The sequence below is a fragment of the Halovivax gelatinilyticus genome, assembly GCF_024300625.1.
In the GTDB taxonomy this organism is placed as follows: Archaea; Halobacteriota; Halobacteria; order Halobacteriales; family Natrialbaceae; genus Halovivax; species Halovivax gelatinilyticus.
On record NZ_CP101322.1, the window covers coordinates 150,286 to 170,406 of the forward strand.

Here is a 20,121-nt window from a genome sequence, read left to right on the forward strand (position 1 = left end):
GCAATCACGCACAATCACGGCCCTCGCGGGCGCGCGTCGTCACTCCCCCGGCCAGCGTAGTCACCCGTATCGAGCGTGCATGAAACGTCGACACTGACCGGATCTCGACGACGGACATCGTAGCTGAGTGATTTGTCGAAATGAGTCGATTCGCCCAGCGCCCACCGTGTACGGGTAGCCCGCGTTCCGTCGGTGACGGTGCCAGCACAACGAACAATTTTAGCCACGTCGCTACGCATCTCCGGCATGGATCGAAATTCGGTCGAACCCGAAATCAGCACCATCCCCGGAAAACGGGCCCAGAAATGGGCCGAGTACCACCACCAGACCGCCGCTCCGAGCACGTACGTCTACGAGTTCGTCTGGGATACGACCGCGGACGCGACGGGGCCGTTCTGTACGGACGTCGACGGCAACGTCTTACTCGATTTCACCGGTCACGTCGCGGCCGCTCCGCTCGGATACAACAATCCGGCGATTCGGGAGAAGTTCGAGTCGTTCGATCTTCCGGACCCGACCAAGATCGCGGGCCAGGACTTCTACGTGAGCAGCGATTGGCCGCCCGAATCGAGCGACCGCCCAGGGCCGTCGGAACTGATGGAGCGGCTCACGTCCCTCACCGACCAGTACGACATGGATGCGGTATTTCTCTCTAATTCGGGAGCGGAAGCAGTCGAGAACGCGATCAAGATCTGCTACGCGCGCGGGGGCCACCGCGGCGTCACGACCGACGGCGCGTTCCACGGCCGAACGCTCGGCGCGCTCTCGCTCAACCGGTCGAAGGCCGTTCACCGAAAGGGCTACCCGGAAATTCCCGGGATAGTATCCGTCCCGTACCCGTCCACCGACGCTGATTACGAGAAACGCTGGGCTACCGACGGCCCGGGTGGCAACGTCCTCGCCGACAAACTCGACCCGGAGCGCGGCGTCATCGACCCGGACGAAGTCGCCTACGTCATCCTCGAACCGATCCAGGGCGAAGGCGGCTACAGACCGGCCCACCCCGAGTTCGCCCGAGACATCGACGCCCTCCGCGAACGGTACGGAATCGCCGTCATCGCCGACGAGATCCAGACCGGCCTCGGCCGAACCGGCGAGTTCTGGGGGGTCGACCACCTGGATCTCACGCCCGACGTCATCACCTGCGCGAAGGGACTACGCGTCGGCGCGACAATTTCCCGCTCGGACGTCTTCCCCGAAGAAACCGGCCGGATATCCTCGACGTGGGGTGCCGGTGATCTGCTATCCAGCCTGCAGGGTGCCGTGACGATCGACGTCATTCGCGAGGAGAACCTGCTCGAAAACGCCCGCGTCCGCGGTCGGCAGCTCAGAGAGACCATCGTCGACGCCGACCTTCCAGGGGTCGTAGACGTGCGCGGTCCCGGTCTCATGATCGGCGTCGAGTTCGACGCCAAAGACCGGCGCGAAGCCGTCGTCGAGGCCGCGATGAAGCGCGGTCTTCTGACGCTCGGTTGCGGGTACAAGACGCTCCGACTGCTCCCGCCGCTCGACGTGACCGAGCGCGAGATCGAACTCGGCGCAACTCTGTTCGCCGAGGCCGTCGAAGCGGTGGGATCGGATCAAACCGTCACCGCAACCGGCAGCGAGTGAAGACGGGCGGTTCGCGATATTTTCGCGAGCGGCGAGAGACCGACTCCTCAGAACTGGTAGCGTCGTTCGTCGTCCAGTTGCGGATACTGATCGGTGCCGGTCATCTCGCCGTAGGTCATCCCGGAGAGGTACTCGTCGTACGTGACGTCGTACCCGGTCCGTAGCTGAAAGTCGAGACGTCCGGTGTCGACGGTCGTCTGAAAGAGCAGGTGGACGGCCCGTCGTAGCAGTTCGTCCGTCTCGTCCGGATCGAGCGCCGACTCGAGCAACGCGAGTTCGTTTCGCGTCTCTGCGTCCAGATCGACCGTCAACTCGGTTCCGAGCTCGCCGTAGGCCGATTCGATCGCCTCGGACAGTTCGTCGAGTCCCATACCGGGTCTGTATCCGCCGGACGCAAATGGGTTTCGTGGTGCGCCGATCGGTACGAGCCGGCCGGCGCCACCGAGGACGAACCACCACGCCTAATGCACGAACGGCCCAAATCCCGTCGATGAGCGCGGATTCCGGATGCGACCGGTTGCCCCCCGAAACGGACCAGATTCGAACGGCCCTCCGCGAGTGGTACGAGGACGAACACCGATCGTTTCCCTGGCGCGAGACCGACGACCCGTACGCGATCTTGGTCTGTGAGGTGATGAGCCAGCAAACGCAGCTCGATCGGGTCCTCGACGCCTGGAACGGGTTTCTCGATAGGTGGCCGACCGTCGACGAGCTCGCAGCGGCCGAGCGAGCCGACGTCGTCGGGTTCTGGAGCGAACAGCGACTCGGATACAACAACCGCGCCCGGTACCTGCACGAAGCGGCCGAACAGGTCGTCGATCGCTACGACGGGTCGTTCCCAACGGACCCGCGCGAACTCCAGGAGCTGATGGGAGTGGGACCATACACCGCGAATGCGGTCGCCAGTTTCGCGTTCAACAACGGCGACGCGGTGGTCGATACGAACGTAAAGCGGGTGCTCTACCGGGCGTTCGACGTCCCCGACGACGATGCGGCGTTCGAAGCGGTCGCTCGCGAGCTCATGCCGGCGAACTCCTCGCGGCTGTGGAACAACGCGATCATGGAACTCGGCGGAGTGGCCTGCGAGAAGAAGCCGCGATGTGACGAACGGGCGTGTCCGTGGCGCGCGTGGTGTCGCGCTTACGAGGACGGCGACTTCACCGCCCCGGACGTCCCGACGCAGCCCGCATTCGAGGGAAGTCGACGACAAATGCGTGGCAGAGTCATCGCGGCCCTGAAAGAACACGGAACGCAGCGTCTCGCCGACCTCGGGCCGCGGGTACGCGTCGATTACCGCGACGATGGGACGTACGGTCGAGAGTGGTTAGCCGGGCTGCTCGAAGACCTCGCTGAGGACGGCCTTGTCGACGTGCGAACGAGAAGCGACGGGGATCGAGTGGCACGACTCAAACGGTGATCGGTTCGCGAGGGGTCACCAGCCGGGAAGGGACCGGAGAAACCGATGCGTGCCGAGGAAGGAACCGCACCAGAGAACGAAGATACCGGATATCACGACCGGGAGTTCGAGGTAGACGATGGATTCGCCGACCGAGAGGGACGTCGACGCCAGGGTCGGCCCGCCGTACCAGACGAGCCAGAGTAACGTCGCTGCGGCGAACCCGATGGCGATCGACGGGACGAGCACCGTCCCGACGGAGGGGACGCGACGCCGAGTTCGGTGGACCGGTGGGCACGTCGCCGAGACGACGTACCACTGTACGCCGAAGTACGAAACGAGACCGAACACGAGTAATACGGTGGCCGCGGCGATACCGACGGCAGATCCGACGCGTTCGGCCACGAGCAACCAGGCCACCCAGATACCCGCAAAGAGCACCCCGGTGGCGATCCGACGGGGGAGCGGCCGTTCGTTCGGGTGTCGTGCGGAGACGTTTTCGATGATGAGATTAGTTCGAATCAGCGCGCCGAAGACGAGGACGGTGAGACCCGCCAGCGCGGTGAACGGCCGACGTGGCTCGACGACCAACAGAGTGAACCAACAACCGATCAGCGCTGCATCGCTCAGGGAGACGTAGAGTGCAACCCGGACGTCGGCGAGGCGTCTGCGCGTACGTCGCCCGAACCCCTGACGACGAATGACGCTCATACGGGTTACACCTGGTCGAACGCCATCGTTACCCAGTCCTTTACCGAGCGAGACCAATTGCGCAGGGCGAAAGTCACCCGAGTAGCCCAAAGCGGATGTGTGATCGAACCGACCGATCCGGACGGCCCCAGCGACGAAGCGACCGTCCAACCGAGATCTGGTACCCGGTACCCGGTGAATTCGTCGGATAAACCGAGTCTGTCGCGCGCATTGACGCGAGTGTATCGGTCGTCGTGAGAGAACGTCGGTGACGCTGACAGCGGCCAACGCCGCTCGCTCGATCCGTTCACTGAAGAGTAACGTTCACCTACCGGATCGCGTGGATGGGTCAGTGAGACATTTCCAGTCGTCCGACGACGGGCCGTCTGCGAAACGTGGTACAAAACTATTTACGCGGGTGGAATACCGGGGATTATGCCAGACGAAGCAGGGCCACGTTTGTCGGAGACGATCGTGAAGGAAGCAGTCGGCGTCGGACTCGACTCCCCGATGCGAGAGTCGATACTCGACGCCGTCGACGAAGCCGAAGGGAACCGTAGGCTCTCTGCGGTACCCCTCGTCGGTGGTGCGCTCGCAATCGGAGCGGGAATCGGGTACGCGCTCGGAAAACAGGGCATCGACGAGTCGTCGATGGACGTCGAATCGCTCCCGATCGAGGATCCGAAACAGCTCGTCGACGACGAAGCGGTCGACGAAGAATCCGACGACGGCGGGGACGGAAGCCGCCTCCCCAGACTCATCGCGCTCGTCGCTGTCGTCGGAGCGATCGCCTACCTCAAGCGCCGCCTGAGCGGCGACGACGAAGGGTGGGAACCGATCGAAGAGATAGAGACGTCGATAGACGAGGGCACCTCGAGCGTCGTCTCCGAGATCGGCGACGAGAAGACGGCGGGCGAGCGAGTGGCACAGGAGGAGGACGACGCAGACGAAGCGGAGGCATCCGACGAAACGGCGGAGGCGGACGAAGACGAGGAGTGAGCTGAGACATCGTTGGTCGGTTCGATAGAGCCACGAGATCGTCGATTGAATCGGGCGGTACGATAGAGCTAAGGGATCGTCGCCGCCAGAGTTGATCGATGGAGACGACTCATCGCGTACTGATCGGTGATTCACGCGAACTCGATGCGATCTGCGACGAGTCTGTCGAGCTGGTCGTAACGTCGCCACCGTATCCGATGATCGAGATGTGGGACGAGCTGTTCGTCGAACTCGATCCCGAGATCGGACGAGCGCTGGACGCTGGAGACGGCCGGGCGGCGTTCGACGCGATGCACGCCCAGCTCGGACGCGTCTGGGACGAACTGGAGCGCGTTCTCGTCGACGGCGGAATCGCGTGTATCAACGTCGGCGACGCGACGCGGTCGATCGACGGCTCCTTTCGCGTCTATCCAAATCACGCGCGGATCCTCTCTGCGTTCGAATCGCGCGGCTTCGATCCGCTTCCCGACGTGCTCTGGCGAAAGCCGACCAACAGCGCGGCGAAGTTCATGGGAAGCGGGATGCTCCCGCCGAACGCGTACGTGACGCTCGAGCACGAACACATCCTTATCTTTCGGAAGGGCGGCGAGCGTCGGTCCTACGAACCGGGGGCGGATCGGCGGTACGAGGCGGCGTACTTCTGGGAGGAACGAAATCAGTGGTTCTCGGACCTCTGGACGGCCGTCCGGGGCGAACTTCAGGAGCTAAAGGCCGAGGAGCTTCGCGAACGCTCGGCGGCGTTTCCGTTCGAGATCCCCTACCGACTGTGTTGCATGTACAGCGCGCACGGCGACACGGTTCTCGATCCGTTCTGGGGCACCGGGACGACGTCGCTCGCCGCGATGTGTGCGGGTAGACACTCGATCGGCTGTGAACTAGATCCCGGATTCGCCGACGTCTTCGCCGATCGGGTCGAGTCGGTACCGTCACTTTCGCGGTCGGTGACACGACAGCGCCTCGATCGTCACCGAGCGTTCGTCGCCCAGCGTCGCGACGACGGAAACTCGTTCTCTTACGACGCAACGCACTACGACGTCCCCGTGACAACAAAGCAAGAGCGCGAGATCAGGTTCTACGGGGTGACAGACGTCGAGACCGATCGGGACCGATCGACCATCACGTACCGAACACGCCACGAACCCATCGACAGCGAGGAACTCGAACCAGAACGAGTTCCCGACTCGAACTGAGAAGCACAACGCCGGAGTAGACGGGGTGAACCGGCCCGTACGCACTGTTTTCCACACCGAGTTGCAACGCTCCCTGCACCGATACGCCGCGAGTTATCTGTAATTCCGTCTCATCGAAAGTCGCTCGTGGCGTTCTTCTCCGGAACGTCAGTTTCACCGGAGACCGGTAAACAGTTAAGTGATGTGGTGCGCTATCAGGTCGCATGGGAATAGCCGACAGTCTGGAGTTCGGTCACACGGATCGGGAGGCGATCTATCAGTACGTCGAGCGACACGGGACCGCCTCGATGGACGAACTGGAACGCGAACTCCCCGTCGATCCGGGCGGGCTCAGACACCACGTCGCGATCTTGAAACGAGACGGGTACCTGACGGCAAAGGATGGTACCTACCACGTCGCCCTCGACGCCGGTGCCGAAGAGGAGTACCGAACGGACGAGTTCTCGTTTCACATCCGACCGGCTCGCCAGGAAGACCTCGCCGGGATCGTCGGGGCGATCCGGCAGGTCGCCGAGGAACGAACCTACATCGTCGCCGAGAGCGTCGCCGACGAGATCGACCACCAGAACGCCCTCCTCAGGCACAACGAGATCGAATCCCGGATGTTCTTCGTCGCGACCGTCGACGACGAGGTCGTCGGCTGGGTGCACCTCCACGCTCCCGAACTCGACAAGCTGACTCACACCGCAGAACTCACCGTCGGCGTCATCGAGGAGTACCGCAGCCACGGAATCGGTTCCCACCTCCTCTCTCGGGGGCTCGAGTGGGCCGGCTCGAAGGGATACGAGAAGGTGTACAACAGCGCGCCGTCGACCAACGAGGTCGCGATCTCGTTTCTCGAAGAACACGGCTGGGAGACCGAAGCCGTTCGAGAGGGCCACTACAAGATCGACGGCGAGTACGTCGACGAGGTCATGATGGCAGTCTCGCTCTAATCGACTCGGTCGCTCCTCAGGAGTTATTCACCAGCCCGGGGACAATTCGCTCGGAATGTACGCTCGCGGATGAATTACTCACACTGCATATGGAACCGTGAGGGCGGCCAACGGTGGCGTGTTTCGTTCGATCGAACGGGTAGACAGAGTTATCGACCCCGACCGAATGTCCTCGAACCGAAAGACAATTCTCCGGTATCGAGTAACCTCCAGTATGCTCTCGATCGCGCTTGCCGGAAAGCCAAACGCCGGCAAGTCCACGTTCTACACCGCGGCGACCATGGCCGAGGTCGACGTCGCCAACTACCCGTTCACGACGATCGACGCGAACCGGGGCGTCAGCTACGTCCGGACGTCCTGTCCATGTCTGGAGCGAGACGAACGGTGTAACAGCGACGACTGCCGGGACGGGAAGCGATACGTGCCCGTCGAACTGATCGACGTCGCCGGCCTGGTTCCGGGCGCCCACGAGGGCAAGGGGCTCGGAAACCAGTTTCTCGACGAGTTGACGAACGCCGACGTCATCGTCAACGTCGTCGACGCCTCGGGCGGAACGAACGAGAAAGGCGAACCCGTCGACGTCGGTTCGCACGATCCGATCGACGACGTCGACTTCATCGAGACCGAGATGGACATGTGGCTCGCCGGGATCGTCGACCGGAACTGGGAGGGAATCGAGCGCGCCTCGCGCTCGCCCGACTTCGACCTCGACGACGAACTCGCCGAGATGCTCTCGGGCTTTGGCGCCTCGCCGACCGACATCGCGACCATCCTCAGGGATCTCTCGTACCCGTCCGATCCGATCCAGTGGGACGACGAACACCGGGAGGCGCTGGCAACGGCGGTCCGCGAACGCACGAAACCGATCGTCGTCGCCGCGAACAAGATCGATCTCGCGCCGGCAGAAAACGTCGAACGCCTCCTCAAACTCGATAAACCCGTAATCGCGACCACCGCCGAGGGCGAACTCGCGCTGCGCAGAGCGGCTGACGCGGACCTGATCGCGTACGATCCGGGCGACGAAACGCTCGAGATATCCGGCGGGGTGAACGACGCCCAGCGAGAGGCACTCGACGGGCTCGCCGAGACGATGGACGACTGGGATGGCACCGGCGTGCAAGCAGCCCTGGATTACGCCGTCTACGACCTGCTCGACCACCTCACGGCCTATCCAGTCGAGGACGCCTCGAAGTGGTCCGACGGCAGCGGCAACGTCCTCCCCGACGCCTTCTTGCTACCGACCGGTTCGACGCCCGTCGATCTCGCGTACGAGGTTCACTCGGACATCGGCGACGGCTACCTCCACGCCGTCGACGCGAAGTCCGCTCGTGAGATCTCCGATAGCTACGAACTCGAAGAAGGAGACGTCATCAAAATCGTCTCGACGGCCTGAAGAGACGTCGATCCTGACACGCATCACCCCATGACGCAGACGATCTCGATTACCGACTGTCAACCGAGCCAATTGCTGATCGATCGGACCAAACTGGTCGACGTCCTCGCGTGGATGAATCCCGACGAACCGACCTACGATCCGATCACCGTCCACCGAACGGAGGCGCTCGACCGCCCGGAGCGCAAACGGAACCTGGCTCAGTACGTCTGCATCGACGGACACACGCGAGCGCTCGCCGTACACCTCTTCGGTGGCGACGATCTGTGCGTCGAAATCGTCGAACCCGACGAGTACGCGCCGCTCTACGCTCGCTGTGTCGAGTGGTGTCTCGACGCGCAGATCACGTCGCCGCGAGATCTCGTCGGTCGCGTCGTCGACGAAGCGACCTTCGAACGGCGCTGGATCGATCGCTGTACCGCGCTCGATCAACGATTGCGGTGACCGCCGGAATCGGCTCTCACGCTACGGGTCGATTGGGAGACTGTGGTGACTCTCAGATAGGTTCGGCCGAAAACCGACAGACGCGACCGCAAAAATCGTCGATCAGTCGATGTGGCCTTCCCGTCGAAGCTGCGTGGCGTCCTGGCTGGTGTAGCGCCACTCGATGGTCGCCTTCTCGTCCTGCCAGTCCCACGGTTCGGCGACGACTACGTCGTCCTCTTCGATCCACGTTCGGTACTTCATTCGGCCGGGAATTCGTCCCAGACGTTCGACGCCGTCTGCACAGCGGAGACGAACGTGATTGCCGCCGAGATGGTCGGTTACGACGGCGAATACTTCGTCGTTCGAGGGCATGCGGAGGTTCCGCCGCCCGGATTCTTCGCTCATGAGTGTATTTGGACCGGACGCCGTATAAGTGGGAGGGAAGCATGCTATCATGGAACAATTTGCAGGAAGTAGCTCCAGAAGACGACACCTCCCGGCGCTCGGTCGCTCACCACAGGACGACCGTCGGTTCGAACCAGACCGCCGCGACGAGGACGGCGAGAAAGACGTAACAGCCCCGGATCAGCAACATCGTCGCAATCTGCGGACTCGCCCGTCGAGCGACGAACGCGACGGTCCCGAGCGCGCCGACGGCGAGCAGGCTTCCAGGGGGAAAGACACCGACTAACGCGAGCGCCGTCACACCGGCCAATCCGAGGGCCAGCAGGACGTAGGCGAGTCGAAACGCCCGATCGGACCCGATGACGACGGCGACCGTGCGTTTGCCGATCGATCGGTCGTACCCGACGTCGGTCGAATCGTCGACGATCTTGATCCCCGTCAAGATTACGACGAAGACGGTCGCGAAACCGAGCGGGGTGAGGTCTATCGTAAGCGCCTGTACGTAATAGCCGCCGAGAAGGGCGAGTCCGATCCCGACCGGATACCCAAGCGTCGCCCCGAGCGGATGGACGTCGAGTTGTGGCGCGTGGTGGTAGGCGATCAGCCAGGTCGGGACCGTCAGCGCGACGGCGACGAGATCGACCCACACGGCGAGGGCGATCGTCGAAACCGCAAAGACGACCGTTGCACCGACGAGGCCGGCGCGACAACCAGCGACCGTCAACGGGTGATCGTCGTCCTCCCCGCGAACGTGAAAGTCGACGTAGCCGTCCTTGACATGAGCCGTGTAAACGGCCGCGAAGATCGCGACGGCGTGGGCGGTCGCCGTCGCGGGAGCGATCGATCCGGCCAGTATCGCACCGAATAACGACGATGCCACGGGCGGAAGCATGAAGACTGGGTGGATCTGCGAGGCGAACGCGCCGAGGTCGGCGCGCAGTCCCGACCCGTGACGGGAGACGGCCATGACGAGACCCACCACGATCTGCGGGATAACTGTCGGGGTCGTCGCTCACGATGGCAAGCGAGACGAAGAAAACGGTGCGATACGCGAGACCCGGTACTGGCCCCGTGATTGAAAGCTGACCGAGGACTATATATCGGACCGCTTACTGCACGGCGCGCGTCGCCGAGCCGAGTATCTCGAGGGCCTCTTTTAACTCTTCCATCGCCGTCGCGTACGAGATTCGCGCGTACCCGGCGCCGTTCTGGCCGAACGCCTCACCCGGAACCACGATGACGTCACGATCGATGACCTCGTCACACCAGCCGTCGGGAACCTCCGGCATCGCGTAGAACGCACCCTGCGGGGTCGGTACTCGCAAGCCGGCGTCTTCGAGTCCGTCGAGGACGACGTCGCGACGCGCTTCGAACGAGGCGACCATCTCGTCGACGGTGTCCTGCGGGCCCGACAGCGCGGCCTCGGCCGCGTACTGGGCCGGGGCGGACGCACAGGCCTGGACGTACTGGTGAACTCTGAGCATTCGCTCGATCCGGCGGTTCGACCCGACGACCCAGCCCAGCCGCCAGCCGGTCATCGAGTACGTCTTCGAACAGGCGCTGACGACGACGACGTTGTCCGTCGAGGCGAACTCCATCGGCGAGCGGTGTGTGCCGTCGAAGACGATGTGCTCGTAGACCTCGTCGGAGAGACAGAGCACGTCGTGTTCGTCTGCGATCCGGGCGAACTCGCGCATATCGGCTTCCGATTGAACGGCACCCGTCGGGTTCCCCGGGCTGTTGACGATGAACGCCGCCGTCTCGTCAGTTATCGCCGCCTCGACGGCCGCCGGGTCGAGCGTGAGATCCTCGCGAAGGTCGATCGGTTTCGGGTCGCCACCAGCAATTCGCGTGAGCGCGTCGTAGGCGACGAACCCCGGATCGGGAAAGATGACCTCCTCGCCAGGGTCGACGTGTGCTTCGAGGACGAGGTGGAGCGCTTCGCTGCCGCCAGCCGTCGCGATCACGTCCGCCGGATCGATCGAAAGCCCGTACGTGCGGTCGTAGGCGGCAGAAATCGCCTCGCGAAGGGGCAAGATTCCCTTGTTCGACGTGTACGGATCCGTCTCGTTCGCCTCGATCGCCTCGACCGCCGCGCGGGAGGCGTGTTCGGGCGTCGGAAAGTCCGGCTGACCGATCCCGAGATTGATGGCGTCGTCGCTCGCTGCCTCGAACACCTCTCGAATGCCGCTGATCGACACGGATTCGACTCGCGCAGAGAAGTCCGTCATACCAAAGCGGTGTCGCCCGACCCCGATAACTGTTGATGTTGCCGGTCACTTCAGACGAAAAATGGCGCTCGGATGAGCGTAGAAACCGGGCGGGTACTCAGTAGAACTCCCGAACCAGGTCCATCGCGCCCTCTGGCGCACCCTCCGGTACCTCGGACATGTCCCCCGTGACGCCGTGGAGTTCGTGATACGGGACGGAGTTTTCGTCCTGATAGATGATGCCCTGGTACTCCTTGTCCGCGTCGAGGATGACCTCCTTGGCGGCGTCGGCGTCCGTCGGATCGTGGCCTTCCTCGTCTAAGTCGATCAGCGTGTCGCGGAAGTAGTCGTAGGTGTCGACGTCGTTGAACGTCACGCAGGGGCTGAAAACGTTGACGAAGCCGAAGCCGTCGTGCTCGATCGCCGCCTCGACGATCTCGGTGTGTCGCAACGCGTCCGAGGCGAACGACTGAGCGATGAACGTCGCTCCGGAGGCGAGCGCGAGCGCGAGCGGGTTGACGGGTGGCTGCTGTGACCCGTCGGGCGTCGTCGACGTCTCGAAATCCGACCGCGAGGTCGGCGACGCCTGGCCCTTCGTCAGCCCGTAGATGCGGTTGTCCATGACGACGTAGCTCATGTCGACGTTTCGACGAACCGCGTGAACGAAGTGGCCCGCGCCGATCGAGTAGCCGTCACCGTCGCCGCCGGCGACCATCACTTCGATGTCGGGACGGGCCATCTTCACGCCCGTACCGACGGGCAACGCACGGCCGTGAACCCCGTGGAGTGCGTAGCTGTGCATGTAGGTCCCGATCTTTCCGGAACAGCCGATCCCCGCGACGACGAACGTGTTGTCCGGATCGTTTCCGGTGTTCGCGAGCGCTTTCATCATGCCGTTCATCGTCCCGAAATCGCCGCAGCCGGGACACCACGTGGGTTGCTTATCGGACTTGAAGTCGGTGAATCTGACGTCTGAGCTCATTGGGCTGGCACCTCCTCGGCGAGTCGCTCTTGGATCTGTGCGGCGAGTTCGTCCGCTTTGAACCGGACGCCGGTGTACTTGTTGATACGCTTGACGCGGGTGAGCGCGTCGTGTTCGATCAGGTTGGCGAACTGGCCGGTGGCGTTACACTCGACGACGATGACGTCGTTTGCGGCCTCGATCTCTTCGGTGAGGTCCGGCCGCGGGAAGATGTACGGAACCGAGAGGACACGAACGCTCACGCCGTCGTCTTCGAGGCGGTCGAGCGCCTCGACGAGGGCGCCCTCGTTCGAGCCCCAGGAGATGACGAGGTCGTCTGCGTCCGGATCGCCGAACTCACGGTACTCCCAGTCTTCTCGCTCGATCGCCGTCTCGACCTTCCGGTTGCGTTTGTCGACCTGCTCGACGCGGACGTCGGTGTCTTCGGTTCGTCGACCCAGTTCGTCGTGCTCGAGACCCGTCGACATGTGCGCCCCGTCGACCGTCCCGGGGATCGCCCGCGGGCTGATACCGTCGTCGGTGTTCGCGTGTGCGCGGAAGCGACCCTTCTCGTCTACCCACTCGTCTACCTCCTCGTCGTCGACGAGCTTGCCGCGGTCGATCTCGACTGCGTCCATGTCGAACGCCTCCGGCGGGAACGTCTGCTCGGTGACCGCCATCGCGAGGTCGCCGACGAGATAGACCGGCGTCTGGTACGTTTCGGCCAGGTTGAACGCCTCGATCGTCTTCCAGAAGCACTCGTCGATCGTCGTCGGTGCGAGGACGAACCGGGGGATCTCGCCGTGGCCGCCGTACAGCAGCATGTTGAGGTCGCCCTGCTCTTGCTTCGTCGGCATGCCGGTCGAGGGACCAGAGCGCATGACGTCGACGATGACCAGCGGCGTCTCGCTGGTCGCGATGAGGCCGAACGTCTCGGTCATCAGGTCGATACCCGGTCCGGACGTGGCGGTCATCGATCGGGCGCCCGCGCGAGCCGCACCGAGAGCCATGTTGATCGCCGATAGTTCGTCCTCGGCCTGGACGACGTGGCCGCCGAACTGTTCGATCCGCCCGGTGAGGTACTCCATGACGGCGGTAGCAGGAGTGATCGGGTAGCCGGCGTAGAACTTACAGCCGGCGGCGATGGCGCCCATGCCGATCGCCTCGTCGCCGTTTAACAGCACGTAGTCGGCGTCGGTCGTCTCCATCTCGTAGCCGAGGTGAGAGAGGTCGTACTCCTCCGCGACGTACTCCTGTCCCAGGCGGGCGGCTTCCTTATTGTTCTCGACGATTTTCGATCCTTTTCCGCCGAAGCGCTTTTCGAGTGCTTCGTCGAGGTACGCGACGTCGAAGCCGGTAATTTCACACGCCGCGCCGAGGGCGACGACGTTTCGCATGATCGCGCCACCGGCCTCCTCGGCCAGCGACTTGAGCGGAACGTCGACGGCGGTAATCTCCTCGGGGATCTCCGCTTCCCAGGAGCGTTCGCCGTCGTAGATCACTGCGCTACCCTCGTGCATTTCGTCGAGATTCTCGTCGATGGTGCGCTGGGTAAGCGCGACGAGAATGTCGAGGCGATCGACGACGCTCTGGACGTCATCGACGGACGTCCGGATCTTGTATGCGGTGTAGCCACCTCGGATACGTGACGCGAAATCCTTCGAGGTGAATACGTGCCGTCCGGCCCGGGCGAGTGCCTGGGCGAAGATCTTGCCGGTGGAATCTATTCCATCCCCGGCTTCGCCGCCGATGGCCCAGTTGAGATCTGCAGCCATGTTCTAGCGGCCCTTACCCGGGGGAGCAGAAAAGGGTTCTGAAACCCCCAGCACGCAGTTCCGAGAAAACGGCGTAGCGGCGGATGTACGGGCAGTGATTGCCGGATTCCTTCGTCCTACCGGTGACCAATCGCGTCGGCGTTCCTCGAGAGAGCAATCCCTTTGAGGGGGACGGCCCAAGCGACCGCATGAACCGGACTTCGGTGACGGTCGCGGACGTGCGGGACGTCGGCCCCGAGACGATAGCACTGGAACTCGAAACGCCCGACGCGTTCGACGCGCTTCCCGGCCAGTTCGTGTTGCTACGGGCGAGCCCGGACGACGAGGAGATCGCCCGCCACTACACCCTCTCGTCACCGTCGGTCGACGAGCGATTCGAAGTGACCGTCGGCGTCGACCCGGACGGCGACCTCTCGCCGTGGCTCGCCTCGCGCGAACCGGGCGACACCGTCGATGTCGAGGGCCCGTTCGGCGAGATAACCTACGAAGGTGATCAGGACGTCGTCGCGATCGCCGGCGGGCCGGGGATCGGCCCCGCAGTGGCCATCGCCGAAGCAGCGCTAGAAGCCGGCCACACGGCAAACGTGATCTACCAGGACGCAGACGTGGCCCACGAAAATCGACTGGACTCGCTCGAGGCGGCCGGCGTCCCCGTGACGGTTCTCGACGACGGCGACGAGGAGGGACTCCACGCGGCGATCGACGACGCGGTCGATCACGGTCAGATCTACGCGTTCGGCTTTGCGGCGTTCGTCCAGACGGTCGCCGACGCGATCGAGTCGGCCGGCGGCAATGCGGACGAAGCGCTCATCGAGAACTTCGGGTGACCAACACCCGACCGATCGATTACGGCCACCTCTCGGTTACAGTTCCTCGATCGGCCTACTCTGACTCTCCCGGTTACAGCACTTCGACCGGTCTAATTTCGAGTAAAACGCGTTCGGTTCGTATCTCGCTCGGGTACTCCGCGGTTCCGGTATACCGGCCGGCGAGAACGTCCGCGTGCTCGCGCGCGCCGTCGGTGGTGATCTCGTCAACCTCGCCAATCACGGAGAGGTAGCGATACGGATCGTCCGGGTCGACCATGCTCAAGCCGACCGACGGATTCGCGACGACGTTTCGTTCCTTGCGCCGACCGCGTTCGGTGTTGACGAGTAACCGATTCGACTCCGAATCGTAGTCGATCCAGACCGGCGTCACGTGCGGCGACCCGTCGTCGGTAACTGTGGCGAAGTGAGCGAACGTCCGTTTCTCGAAGAGGTCGTAGAACGCCTCCGGGATAGTCGTCGATGCCATTACGAGACACTCTCGGCCCGTTGCCTTATGTTCATGCACATGCGCCCGGCCGACACTACGAAACAAGTCAACGAGGTAAACAGTTATTACGTTAGTACTCGAATGTTTCGTGTGAAACTAACGAACACCGAGACGATACCAGATGCCGAAATCGTCGAATCGCTCGGAATCGCCCGCGGAAACACGGTCGAAGCGAGAAACGTCGGGCGCGATATCACTCAGGGACTTCGAAACGTCGTCGGCGGCGAACTCAAGGCGTACTCCGATCTCCTCACGAAAGCGCGCGACGAGGCGATCGATCGGATGGCAGCGGACGCCGAAGAGATGGGCGCTGACGCGGTCGTCAACGTCAGACTCGAAACGTCGCAGATCACCAACGGCGGCTCCGAAGTGCTGGCCTACGGGACGGCGGTGAAGCTTCGGTAACCGCCGTCCACGCTCGACGGTACGGGTGTACGGCTTCGCCTGTCGCTGTCGCCGAGGGGACGGGCTCGACGGCGATGTACGATCGGCGACGGTCGTCAGCCCGTCGCTAGTGCTCGACGAACTCGACGAGGACGCCGCCCGTGTCCTTCGGGTGCAAGAACGCGACGTCGTGTCCCCACGCGCCCGGTCTGGGTTCTTCGTCGACGGGAGTGACGTCCAGCTCGCGGGCCCGCTCGATGGCGCCGGCGACGTCGTCCGTCTCGAAGGCGAGGTGGTGAATTCCCGGTCCGTGTTCGTCGAGATAGCGGGCGATGGTGCCGCCGTCTTCGGGTTCGAGCAGTTCGAGGTAGCCGTTTCCGACCTCGAGAAAGACGACGCGCATGCCGTCGAACGTCTCTTCGTGGGCGACGTCGAACCCGCACAGCTCGCCGAACAGCGTCGCCAACGCGTCGACGTCGTCGGTCGCGATCCCGGCGTGATCAAATTCCATGGGAAACGGTCGGATGGCGGGTATTGAGAGTGTTGCGCTCTCGGGCCGGCTGGTATCTCCGGCGAGTACGACGACCCCGTTCAGCGATCGGAGACCGTCACCGCACCCGAGAGGTGGTCAACGTTACCGGAAGTCAGGCCCTTTTCAGTCACGGCCGTAAACGGCGCTATTCACGGCATGACCGGGTCCGATCCGCACGGGAGTTTCGAGGATATTCGCGAGGAGGTAGCCGGCAATCCGATGTGGAAGCTGGCCGCGTACGCGACGCCGTACTGGCTTTCGCTCACGGTCGGATTCGTCTCGACGATGATCAACCGCGCGGCGCGGCTGTTTCCCGCGCTCATGCTCGCAGCGGCGATCGACCTCGTCATCACCCAGACGGGCGGAACGGATCAGCTTCTGGCCGCCACCGGCCTCGTTCCGACCGAGCCGATACCCGAGGAGAACGTCGGCGAGCGATTGAACCTGCTCTACTACCTCGGCGCGCTCACGGTGGGTGCCTACGTGATACAGGCGGTAACCCACTTCGGCGCGCGGTACTTCTTCCAGACCACCGCCCAGCGAATCCAGCACGACCTCAGACTCGACACGTACGATCACATGCAGCGGCTGTCGCTCTCGTTCTTCAACGACCACCAGACGGGCGGGATGATGGCGATCTTAAACAGCGACGTCAACCGGCTGGAGGAGTTCTTCAACAACGAACTTCGCCAGATCACGGAGGCGGTGATGATCTTTTCGCTCGTCGGCGGCTACATGCTCTATACGGCGCCCTGGCTCGGTTTACTCGTCCTCGCACCGGTCCCGATCATCGCGCTCGCGACGGCGAAGTTCATCGTCTGGATCGAACCGAAGTACAAGCGGATTCGCGAACTCGTCGCCCGGTTGAACACCAGACTCGCGAACAACCTCGGTGGCGCCCCTATCGTCAAATCGTTCGATCGATACGACGTAGAGAGCGACCGGGTCGCCACCCAGAGCCGGGGCTACCGAGACGAGAAGATCGACGCGATTACGGTCAGGAAGGCGTTTTTCGCCTCGCTTCGACTGATCGTCGGCGCGATGTTCGTGGCCATCCTCGTCGTCGGCGGTCGCTCGACGATCACCGCGGGCGGGCTCACCGCCGGCACGTTCGTCGTCTTCTTCATGTACCTCCGCGAACTCGACCGACCGATGACGCGAATCGGCAAGACGGCGAACAACTACCAGAAGGCTAAATCGAGCGCCGAACGCGTCTTTGGCGTTCTCGAGACCGACGCCGACGTCCGTTCGCCGGCCGATCCGGTCCGTCCCGACTCGTTCGACGGAGACGTCGCGTTCGACGACGTCAACTTCCGGTACGACGAGTCGGGTGAACAAATCCTCGATGGCGTCGACCTAGACGTCGACGCTGGCGAGACCGTCGGGTTCGCCGGGACGAGCGGATCCGGTAAGTCGACGCTCATGAAGCTCCCGATGCGGTTTTACGACGTCGACGACGGTTGCGTCCGCATCGACGGAACCGACGTGCGCGAGTACTCGCTTCAGACGCTCAGAGACAACATCGGTGTCGTCGAGCAGGACCCATACATGTTCTCGGGGACCATCTGCGAGAACATCGCATACGGCGACAGCGACCTCTTTCAGACGGTGCTCGAAGCGGACGGAGCGATTCCCGAACGTGTCCATAGGCGGATCGAGGAGGCGGCGGTCGCCGCGGGCGCACATCGATTCGTACAGGATCTCCCCGATGGCTACGGCACCATGGTCGGCGAACGCGGCGTGAAGCTCTCCGGCGGTCAGCGCCAGCGCGTCTCGATCGCCCGGACGATCCTCAACGACCCGGACGTGATCGTCTTGGACGAGGCGACGAGCGACGTCGACACCGAGACCGAGTCGGTCATCCAGCGGAATCTGGAGGAACTGACCGCCGACCGGACGGCGTTCGTCATCGCCCACCGGCTGTCGACGATTCGCGACGCGGACCGTATCGTCGTCATGGACGACGGCGAGGTAATCGAGACCGGAACCCACGACGAACTCGTCGCCAACGAAGGTACGTACGCGGAGCTGTGGGCGTCCCAGACGCGCGACACCGCCGGGCACCGACCGATCGGCGCCGACGATTGATCGAAGCCTGCCGGGACGAACCGTCCGATTCACTGCCGAAAACGCACTGAGTTAGCGGACCGAGTACCTAAGAAGTCACGTGAATACCGTCGTCCCGGCTCAGTATTCGCCGAACTCCTCGCGGAGGACGTCACAGATCTCGCCGACCGTCGCGTAGGCTTTCACGGCGTCGATGATGTAGGGCATGAGGTTGTCGTCGCCACGCGCAGCGTCACGTACGGCTTCGAGCGCCGCTTCGGCGGCCTCGTCGTCGCGGTCTTCGCGGGTCGATTCGAGCGCCTCGATCTGTCTGCGCTGGTCTTTCTCGGTGACTTCCTGGACGTCCATTTCTGGTTCTTCGTCCACCTCGAACTCGTTTACCCCGACGATGATCCGCTCGCCGGACTCTATCTCCTTCTGGCGGTCGAACGCCGTGTCCTGAATCTGGCGCTGGACCCACCGCGATTCGACCGCCTCAAGCATCCCGCCGCGCGCTTCGACCTCGTCTAAGAGGTCGTAGGCGTCGGCCTCCACCTCGTTGGTAAGACTCTCGACGTAGTAACTGCCTGCGAGCGGATCGATCGTGTCGGCGGCACCCGATTCGTGAGCGAGGATTTGCTGGGTGCGAAGCGCCGTCCTGACCGACTGTTCGGTCGGCAGAGCGAGCGCCTCGTCCTTCCCGTTGGTGTGAAGGCTCTGGGTACCCCCGAGGACGGCGGCCAGCGCCTGGTAGGCGACGCGAACGACGTTGTTCTCGATCTGCTGGGCGGTGAGCATCGACCCCGCCGTCTGGGTGTGAAACTTGAGCTGCTTCGACTTCGGGTTCTGCGCGTCGAATCGCTCGTCCATGACGTCGTGCCACATCCGACGGGCCGCGCGGAACTTCGCGACCTCCTCGAAGATGTTGTTGTGCCCGTTGAAGAAAAAGGATAGCTGCGGGGCGAACTCGTCGACGTCGAGTCCCGCGTCGACGGCCGCCTCGACGTACTCGATTCCGTTTCCGAGGGTAAAGGCGAGTTCCTGGGCGGCGGTCGCACCGGCCTCGCGGATGTGATATCCCGAGATGGAGATGGTGTTGAACTTCGGCGTCTCTTCGGCACAGAACTCGAAGATATCGGTGATGATCCGCATCGACGGCTCTGGCGGGTAGATGTAGGTATTTCGCGCGATGTACTCCTTCAGGAGGTCGTTCTGGATCGTCCCGCGGAGTTCGCTCCGGTCGACGCCTTGCTCGTCGCCGACGGCGATGTACATCGCGAGCAGGACCGAAGCCGGCGCGTTGATCGTCATCGAGGTCGAGACCTCGTCGAGCGGGATGCCGTCGAAGACGGTGAGCATGTCGTCGAGTGAATCGATCGCCACACCTGCCTTGCCGACCTCGCCGGCAGCCATCTCCGCGTCGGAGTCGTAGCCCATCTGCGTCGGTAGGTCGAACGCCATCGAGAGACCGGTCTGTCCCTGATCCAGGAGGTAGTGATAGCGCTCGTTCGTGTCCTCCGGCGTCGAGAACCCGGCGTACTGGCGCATGGTCCACAGTCGGCCCCGGTAGCCAGTGGAGTAGACCCCGCGCGTGTACGGCGGCTCGCCCGGGAACCCCAGGTCCGTATCGTAGTCGAGGTCGCTCACGTCGCCCGGCGTGTACAGCCGGTCGACCGCCTGGCCGTTGGTGTCGGTCCTAAACTGTTCCTTTCGCTCGCCGAATCGATCCACGACCGGCTCGACGGTCTCCTCGCGCCACTCCGCGCGCGCCGAGCGGATGGACTCGAGGTCGTCGGCATCGAACATTATCCGAACTCTCGGGCGCCCGCGGCTTGAAAGTTGAGAATCGTC

General features: G+C 63.4%; 20 protein-coding genes. 10 read left to right on the forward strand and 10 right to left on the reverse strand.

What is annotated here, in order from left to right:
- The first annotated feature begins 246 nt into the window (after positions 1-246).
- Positions 247-1,611 carry an aminotransferase class III-fold pyridoxal phosphate-dependent enzyme gene (locus tag NKH31_RS00645; protein ID WP_254863203.1) on the forward strand — a complete coding sequence of 455 codons (1,365 nt, stop codon included), beginning with the start codon at positions 247-249 and terminating at the stop codon, positions 1,609-1,611.
- A gap of 47 nt (positions 1,612-1,658) precedes the next feature.
- On the opposite strand, the gene NKH31_RS00650 is transcribed toward NKH31_RS00645, so the two are convergent.
- Positions 1,659-1,982 carry a ribbon-helix-helix protein gene (locus tag NKH31_RS00650; RefSeq protein WP_254863204.1) on the reverse strand — a complete coding sequence of 108 codons (324 nt, stop codon included), beginning with the start codon at positions 1,980-1,982 and terminating at the stop codon, positions 1,659-1,661.
- A gap of 119 nt (positions 1,983-2,101) precedes the next feature.
- Here NKH31_RS00650 and NKH31_RS00655 point away from each other — a divergent pair, with 119 nt between their 5' ends.
- Positions 2,102-3,028 carry an HhH-GPD family protein gene (locus NKH31_RS00655; protein WP_254863205.1) on the forward strand — a complete coding sequence of 309 codons (927 nt, stop codon included), beginning with the start codon at positions 2,102-2,104 and terminating at the stop codon, positions 3,026-3,028.
- 15 nt (positions 3,029-3,043) lie between these two features.
- On the opposite strand, the gene NKH31_RS00660 is transcribed toward NKH31_RS00655, so the two are convergent.
- Positions 3,044-3,718, reverse strand: coding sequence for a hypothetical protein (locus NKH31_RS00660; protein WP_254863206.1), 675 nt, complete (start codon positions 3,716-3,718; stop codon positions 3,044-3,046).
- Positions 3,719-4,132: 414 nt separating this feature from the next.
- On the opposite strand from NKH31_RS00660, the gene NKH31_RS00665 reads away from it, so the two are divergent.
- The 5 genes from NKH31_RS00665 to NKH31_RS00685 all read left to right on the forward strand — a co-directional run bounded on the left by NKH31_RS00665 (position 4,133) and on the right by NKH31_RS00685 (position 8,658).
- Positions 4,133-4,696, forward strand: coding sequence for a hypothetical protein (locus NKH31_RS00665; protein WP_254863207.1), 564 nt, complete (start codon positions 4,133-4,135; stop codon positions 4,694-4,696).
- 98 nt (positions 4,697-4,794) lie between these two features.
- Positions 4,795-5,886, forward strand: a complete 1,092-nt coding sequence (locus tag NKH31_RS00670) for a DNA-methyltransferase (protein ID WP_254863208.1) — start codon at positions 4,795-4,797, stop codon at positions 5,884-5,886.
- A 203-nt stretch (positions 5,887-6,089) separates the two neighbouring features.
- Positions 6,090-6,821: a GNAT family N-acetyltransferase gene (locus NKH31_RS00675; RefSeq protein ID WP_254863209.1), complete on the forward strand. Its 732-nt coding sequence runs from the start codon at positions 6,090-6,092 to the stop codon at positions 6,819-6,821.
- Positions 6,822-7,035: 214 nt separating this feature from the next.
- On the forward strand, positions 7,036-8,214 hold the full coding sequence (locus tag NKH31_RS00680; RefSeq protein ID WP_254863210.1) for a redox-regulated ATPase YchF: 1,179 nt from the start codon (positions 7,036-7,038) through the stop codon (positions 8,212-8,214).
- A 30-nt stretch (positions 8,215-8,244) separates the two neighbouring features.
- On the forward strand, positions 8,245-8,658 hold the full coding sequence (locus tag NKH31_RS00685) for a hypothetical protein (RefSeq protein WP_254863211.1): 414 nt from the start codon (positions 8,245-8,247) through the stop codon (positions 8,656-8,658).
- Positions 8,659-8,760: 102 nt separating this feature from the next.
- Here NKH31_RS00685 and NKH31_RS00690 read toward each other — a convergent pair whose 3' ends face one another.
- From NKH31_RS00690 to NKH31_RS00710, 5 genes are all read right to left on the reverse strand, one after another.
- Positions 8,761-9,045, reverse strand: coding sequence for a translation initiation factor eIF-1A (locus tag NKH31_RS00690; protein WP_256547905.1), 285 nt, complete (start codon positions 9,043-9,045; stop codon positions 8,761-8,763).
- A 106-nt stretch (positions 9,046-9,151) separates the two neighbouring features.
- On the reverse strand, positions 9,152-10,012 hold the full coding sequence (locus NKH31_RS00695; protein WP_254863212.1) for a UbiA family prenyltransferase: 861 nt from the start codon (positions 10,010-10,012) through the stop codon (positions 9,152-9,154).
- Between the two features lie 142 nt (positions 10,013-10,154).
- Entirely contained in the window at positions 10,155-11,276 is a 1,122-nt protein-coding gene (locus tag NKH31_RS00700; RefSeq protein WP_254863213.1) for a pyridoxal phosphate-dependent aminotransferase, read from the reverse strand.
- 97 nt (positions 11,277-11,373) lie between these two features.
- On the reverse strand, positions 11,374-12,237 hold the full coding sequence (locus NKH31_RS00705) for a 2-oxoacid:ferredoxin oxidoreductase subunit beta (RefSeq protein ID WP_254863214.1): 864 nt from the start codon (positions 12,235-12,237) through the stop codon (positions 11,374-11,376).
- Entirely contained in the window at positions 12,234-13,991 is a 1,758-nt protein-coding gene (locus tag NKH31_RS00710) for a 2-oxoacid:acceptor oxidoreductase subunit alpha (protein ID WP_254863215.1), read from the reverse strand. The genes NKH31_RS00705 and NKH31_RS00710 overlap by 4 nt, the downstream gene beginning before the upstream one ends.
- A gap of 188 nt (positions 13,992-14,179) precedes the next feature.
- Here NKH31_RS00710 and NKH31_RS00715 point away from each other — a divergent pair, with 188 nt between their 5' ends.
- Entirely contained in the window at positions 14,180-14,818 is a 639-nt protein-coding gene (locus tag NKH31_RS00715) for a ferredoxin--NADP reductase (protein ID WP_254863216.1), read from the forward strand.
- 73 nt (positions 14,819-14,891) lie between these two features.
- Here NKH31_RS00715 and NKH31_RS00720 read toward each other — a convergent pair whose 3' ends face one another.
- On the reverse strand, positions 14,892-15,287 hold the full coding sequence (locus NKH31_RS00720; protein WP_254863217.1) for a pyridoxamine 5'-phosphate oxidase family protein: 396 nt from the start codon (positions 15,285-15,287) through the stop codon (positions 14,892-14,894).
- A gap of 102 nt (positions 15,288-15,389) precedes the next feature.
- On the opposite strand from NKH31_RS00720, the gene NKH31_RS00725 reads away from it, so the two are divergent.
- Positions 15,390-15,713, forward strand: a complete 324-nt coding sequence (locus NKH31_RS00725) for a YbjQ family protein (RefSeq protein WP_254863218.1) — start codon at positions 15,390-15,392, stop codon at positions 15,711-15,713.
- A gap of 106 nt (positions 15,714-15,819) precedes the next feature.
- Here NKH31_RS00725 and mce read toward each other — a convergent pair whose 3' ends face one another.
- A complete protein-coding gene (gene mce, locus NKH31_RS00730; protein ID WP_254863219.1) occupies positions 15,820-16,203 on the reverse strand; it encodes a methylmalonyl-CoA epimerase in 384 nt (127 codons plus the stop codon).
- A gap of 177 nt (positions 16,204-16,380) precedes the next feature.
- Between mce and NKH31_RS00735 the strand changes: the two genes are divergently transcribed.
- The gene (locus NKH31_RS00735) at positions 16,381-18,312 is read left to right on the forward strand and encodes an ABC transporter ATP-binding protein (protein WP_254863220.1); all 1,932 of its coding nucleotides are present in this window, start codon (positions 16,381-16,383) and stop codon (positions 18,310-18,312) included.
- A 99-nt stretch (positions 18,313-18,411) separates the two neighbouring features.
- Here the strand turns inward: NKH31_RS00735 and NKH31_RS00740 are convergent, their stop codons facing one another.
- On the reverse strand, positions 18,412-20,076 hold the full coding sequence (locus NKH31_RS00740; protein ID WP_254863221.1) for an acyl-CoA mutase large subunit family protein: 1,665 nt from the start codon (positions 20,074-20,076) through the stop codon (positions 18,412-18,414).
- Between the last annotated feature and the right edge of the window lie 45 nt (positions 20,077-20,121).

What these genes read in the sequence shown, in the direction of transcription:
- NKH31_RS00645 (WP_254863203.1), top strand. Translation starts at nt 247, where the DNA reads ATGGATCGAAATTCGGTCGAACCCGAAATCAGCACCATCCCCGGAAAA.
- NKH31_RS00650 (WP_254863204.1), bottom strand. Translation starts at nt 1,982, where the DNA reads ATGGGACTCGACGAACTGTCCGAGGCGATCGAATCGGCCTACGGCGAG.
- NKH31_RS00655 (WP_254863205.1), top strand. Translation starts at nt 2,102, where the DNA reads ATGAGCGCGGATTCCGGATGCGACCGGTTGCCCCCCGAAACGGACCAG.
- NKH31_RS00660 (WP_254863206.1), bottom strand. Translation starts at nt 3,718, where the DNA reads ATGAGCGTCATTCGTCGTCAGGGGTTCGGGCGACGTACGCGCAGACGC.
- NKH31_RS00665 (WP_254863207.1), top strand. Translation starts at nt 4,133, where the DNA reads ATGCCAGACGAAGCAGGGCCACGTTTGTCGGAGACGATCGTGAAGGAA.
- NKH31_RS00670 (WP_254863208.1), top strand. Translation starts at nt 4,795, where the DNA reads ATGGAGACGACTCATCGCGTACTGATCGGTGATTCACGCGAACTCGAT.
- NKH31_RS00675 (WP_254863209.1), top strand. Translation starts at nt 6,090, where the DNA reads ATGGGAATAGCCGACAGTCTGGAGTTCGGTCACACGGATCGGGAGGCG.
- NKH31_RS00680 (WP_254863210.1), top strand. Translation starts at nt 7,036, where the DNA reads ATGCTCTCGATCGCGCTTGCCGGAAAGCCAAACGCCGGCAAGTCCACG.
- NKH31_RS00685 (WP_254863211.1), top strand. Translation starts at nt 8,245, where the DNA reads ATGACGCAGACGATCTCGATTACCGACTGTCAACCGAGCCAATTGCTG.
- NKH31_RS00690 (WP_256547905.1), bottom strand. Translation starts at nt 9,045, where the DNA reads ATGAGCGAAGAATCCGGGCGGCGGAACCTCCGCATGCCCTCGAACGAC.
- NKH31_RS00695 (WP_254863212.1), bottom strand. Translation starts at nt 10,012, where the DNA reads ATGGCCGTCTCCCGTCACGGGTCGGGACTGCGCGCCGACCTCGGCGCG.
- NKH31_RS00700 (WP_254863213.1), bottom strand. Translation starts at nt 11,276, where the DNA reads ATGACGGACTTCTCTGCGCGAGTCGAATCCGTGTCGATCAGCGGCATT.
- NKH31_RS00705 (WP_254863214.1), bottom strand. Translation starts at nt 12,237, where the DNA reads ATGAGCTCAGACGTCAGATTCACCGACTTCAAGTCCGATAAGCAACCC.
- NKH31_RS00710 (WP_254863215.1), bottom strand. Translation starts at nt 13,991, where the DNA reads ATGGCTGCAGATCTCAACTGGGCCATCGGCGGCGAAGCCGGGGATGGA.
- NKH31_RS00715 (WP_254863216.1), top strand. Translation starts at nt 14,180, where the DNA reads ATGAACCGGACTTCGGTGACGGTCGCGGACGTGCGGGACGTCGGCCCC.
- NKH31_RS00720 (WP_254863217.1), bottom strand. Translation starts at nt 15,287, where the DNA reads ATGGCATCGACGACTATCCCGGAGGCGTTCTACGACCTCTTCGAGAAA.
- NKH31_RS00725 (WP_254863218.1), top strand. Translation starts at nt 15,390, where the DNA reads ATGTTTCGTGTGAAACTAACGAACACCGAGACGATACCAGATGCCGAA.
- mce (WP_254863219.1), bottom strand. Translation starts at nt 16,203, where the DNA reads ATGGAATTTGATCACGCCGGGATCGCGACCGACGACGTCGACGCGTTG.
- NKH31_RS00735 (WP_254863220.1), top strand. Translation starts at nt 16,381, where the DNA reads ATGACCGGGTCCGATCCGCACGGGAGTTTCGAGGATATTCGCGAGGAG.
- NKH31_RS00740 (WP_254863221.1), bottom strand. Translation starts at nt 20,076, where the DNA reads ATGTTCGATGCCGACGACCTCGAGTCCATCCGCTCGGCGCGCGCGGAG.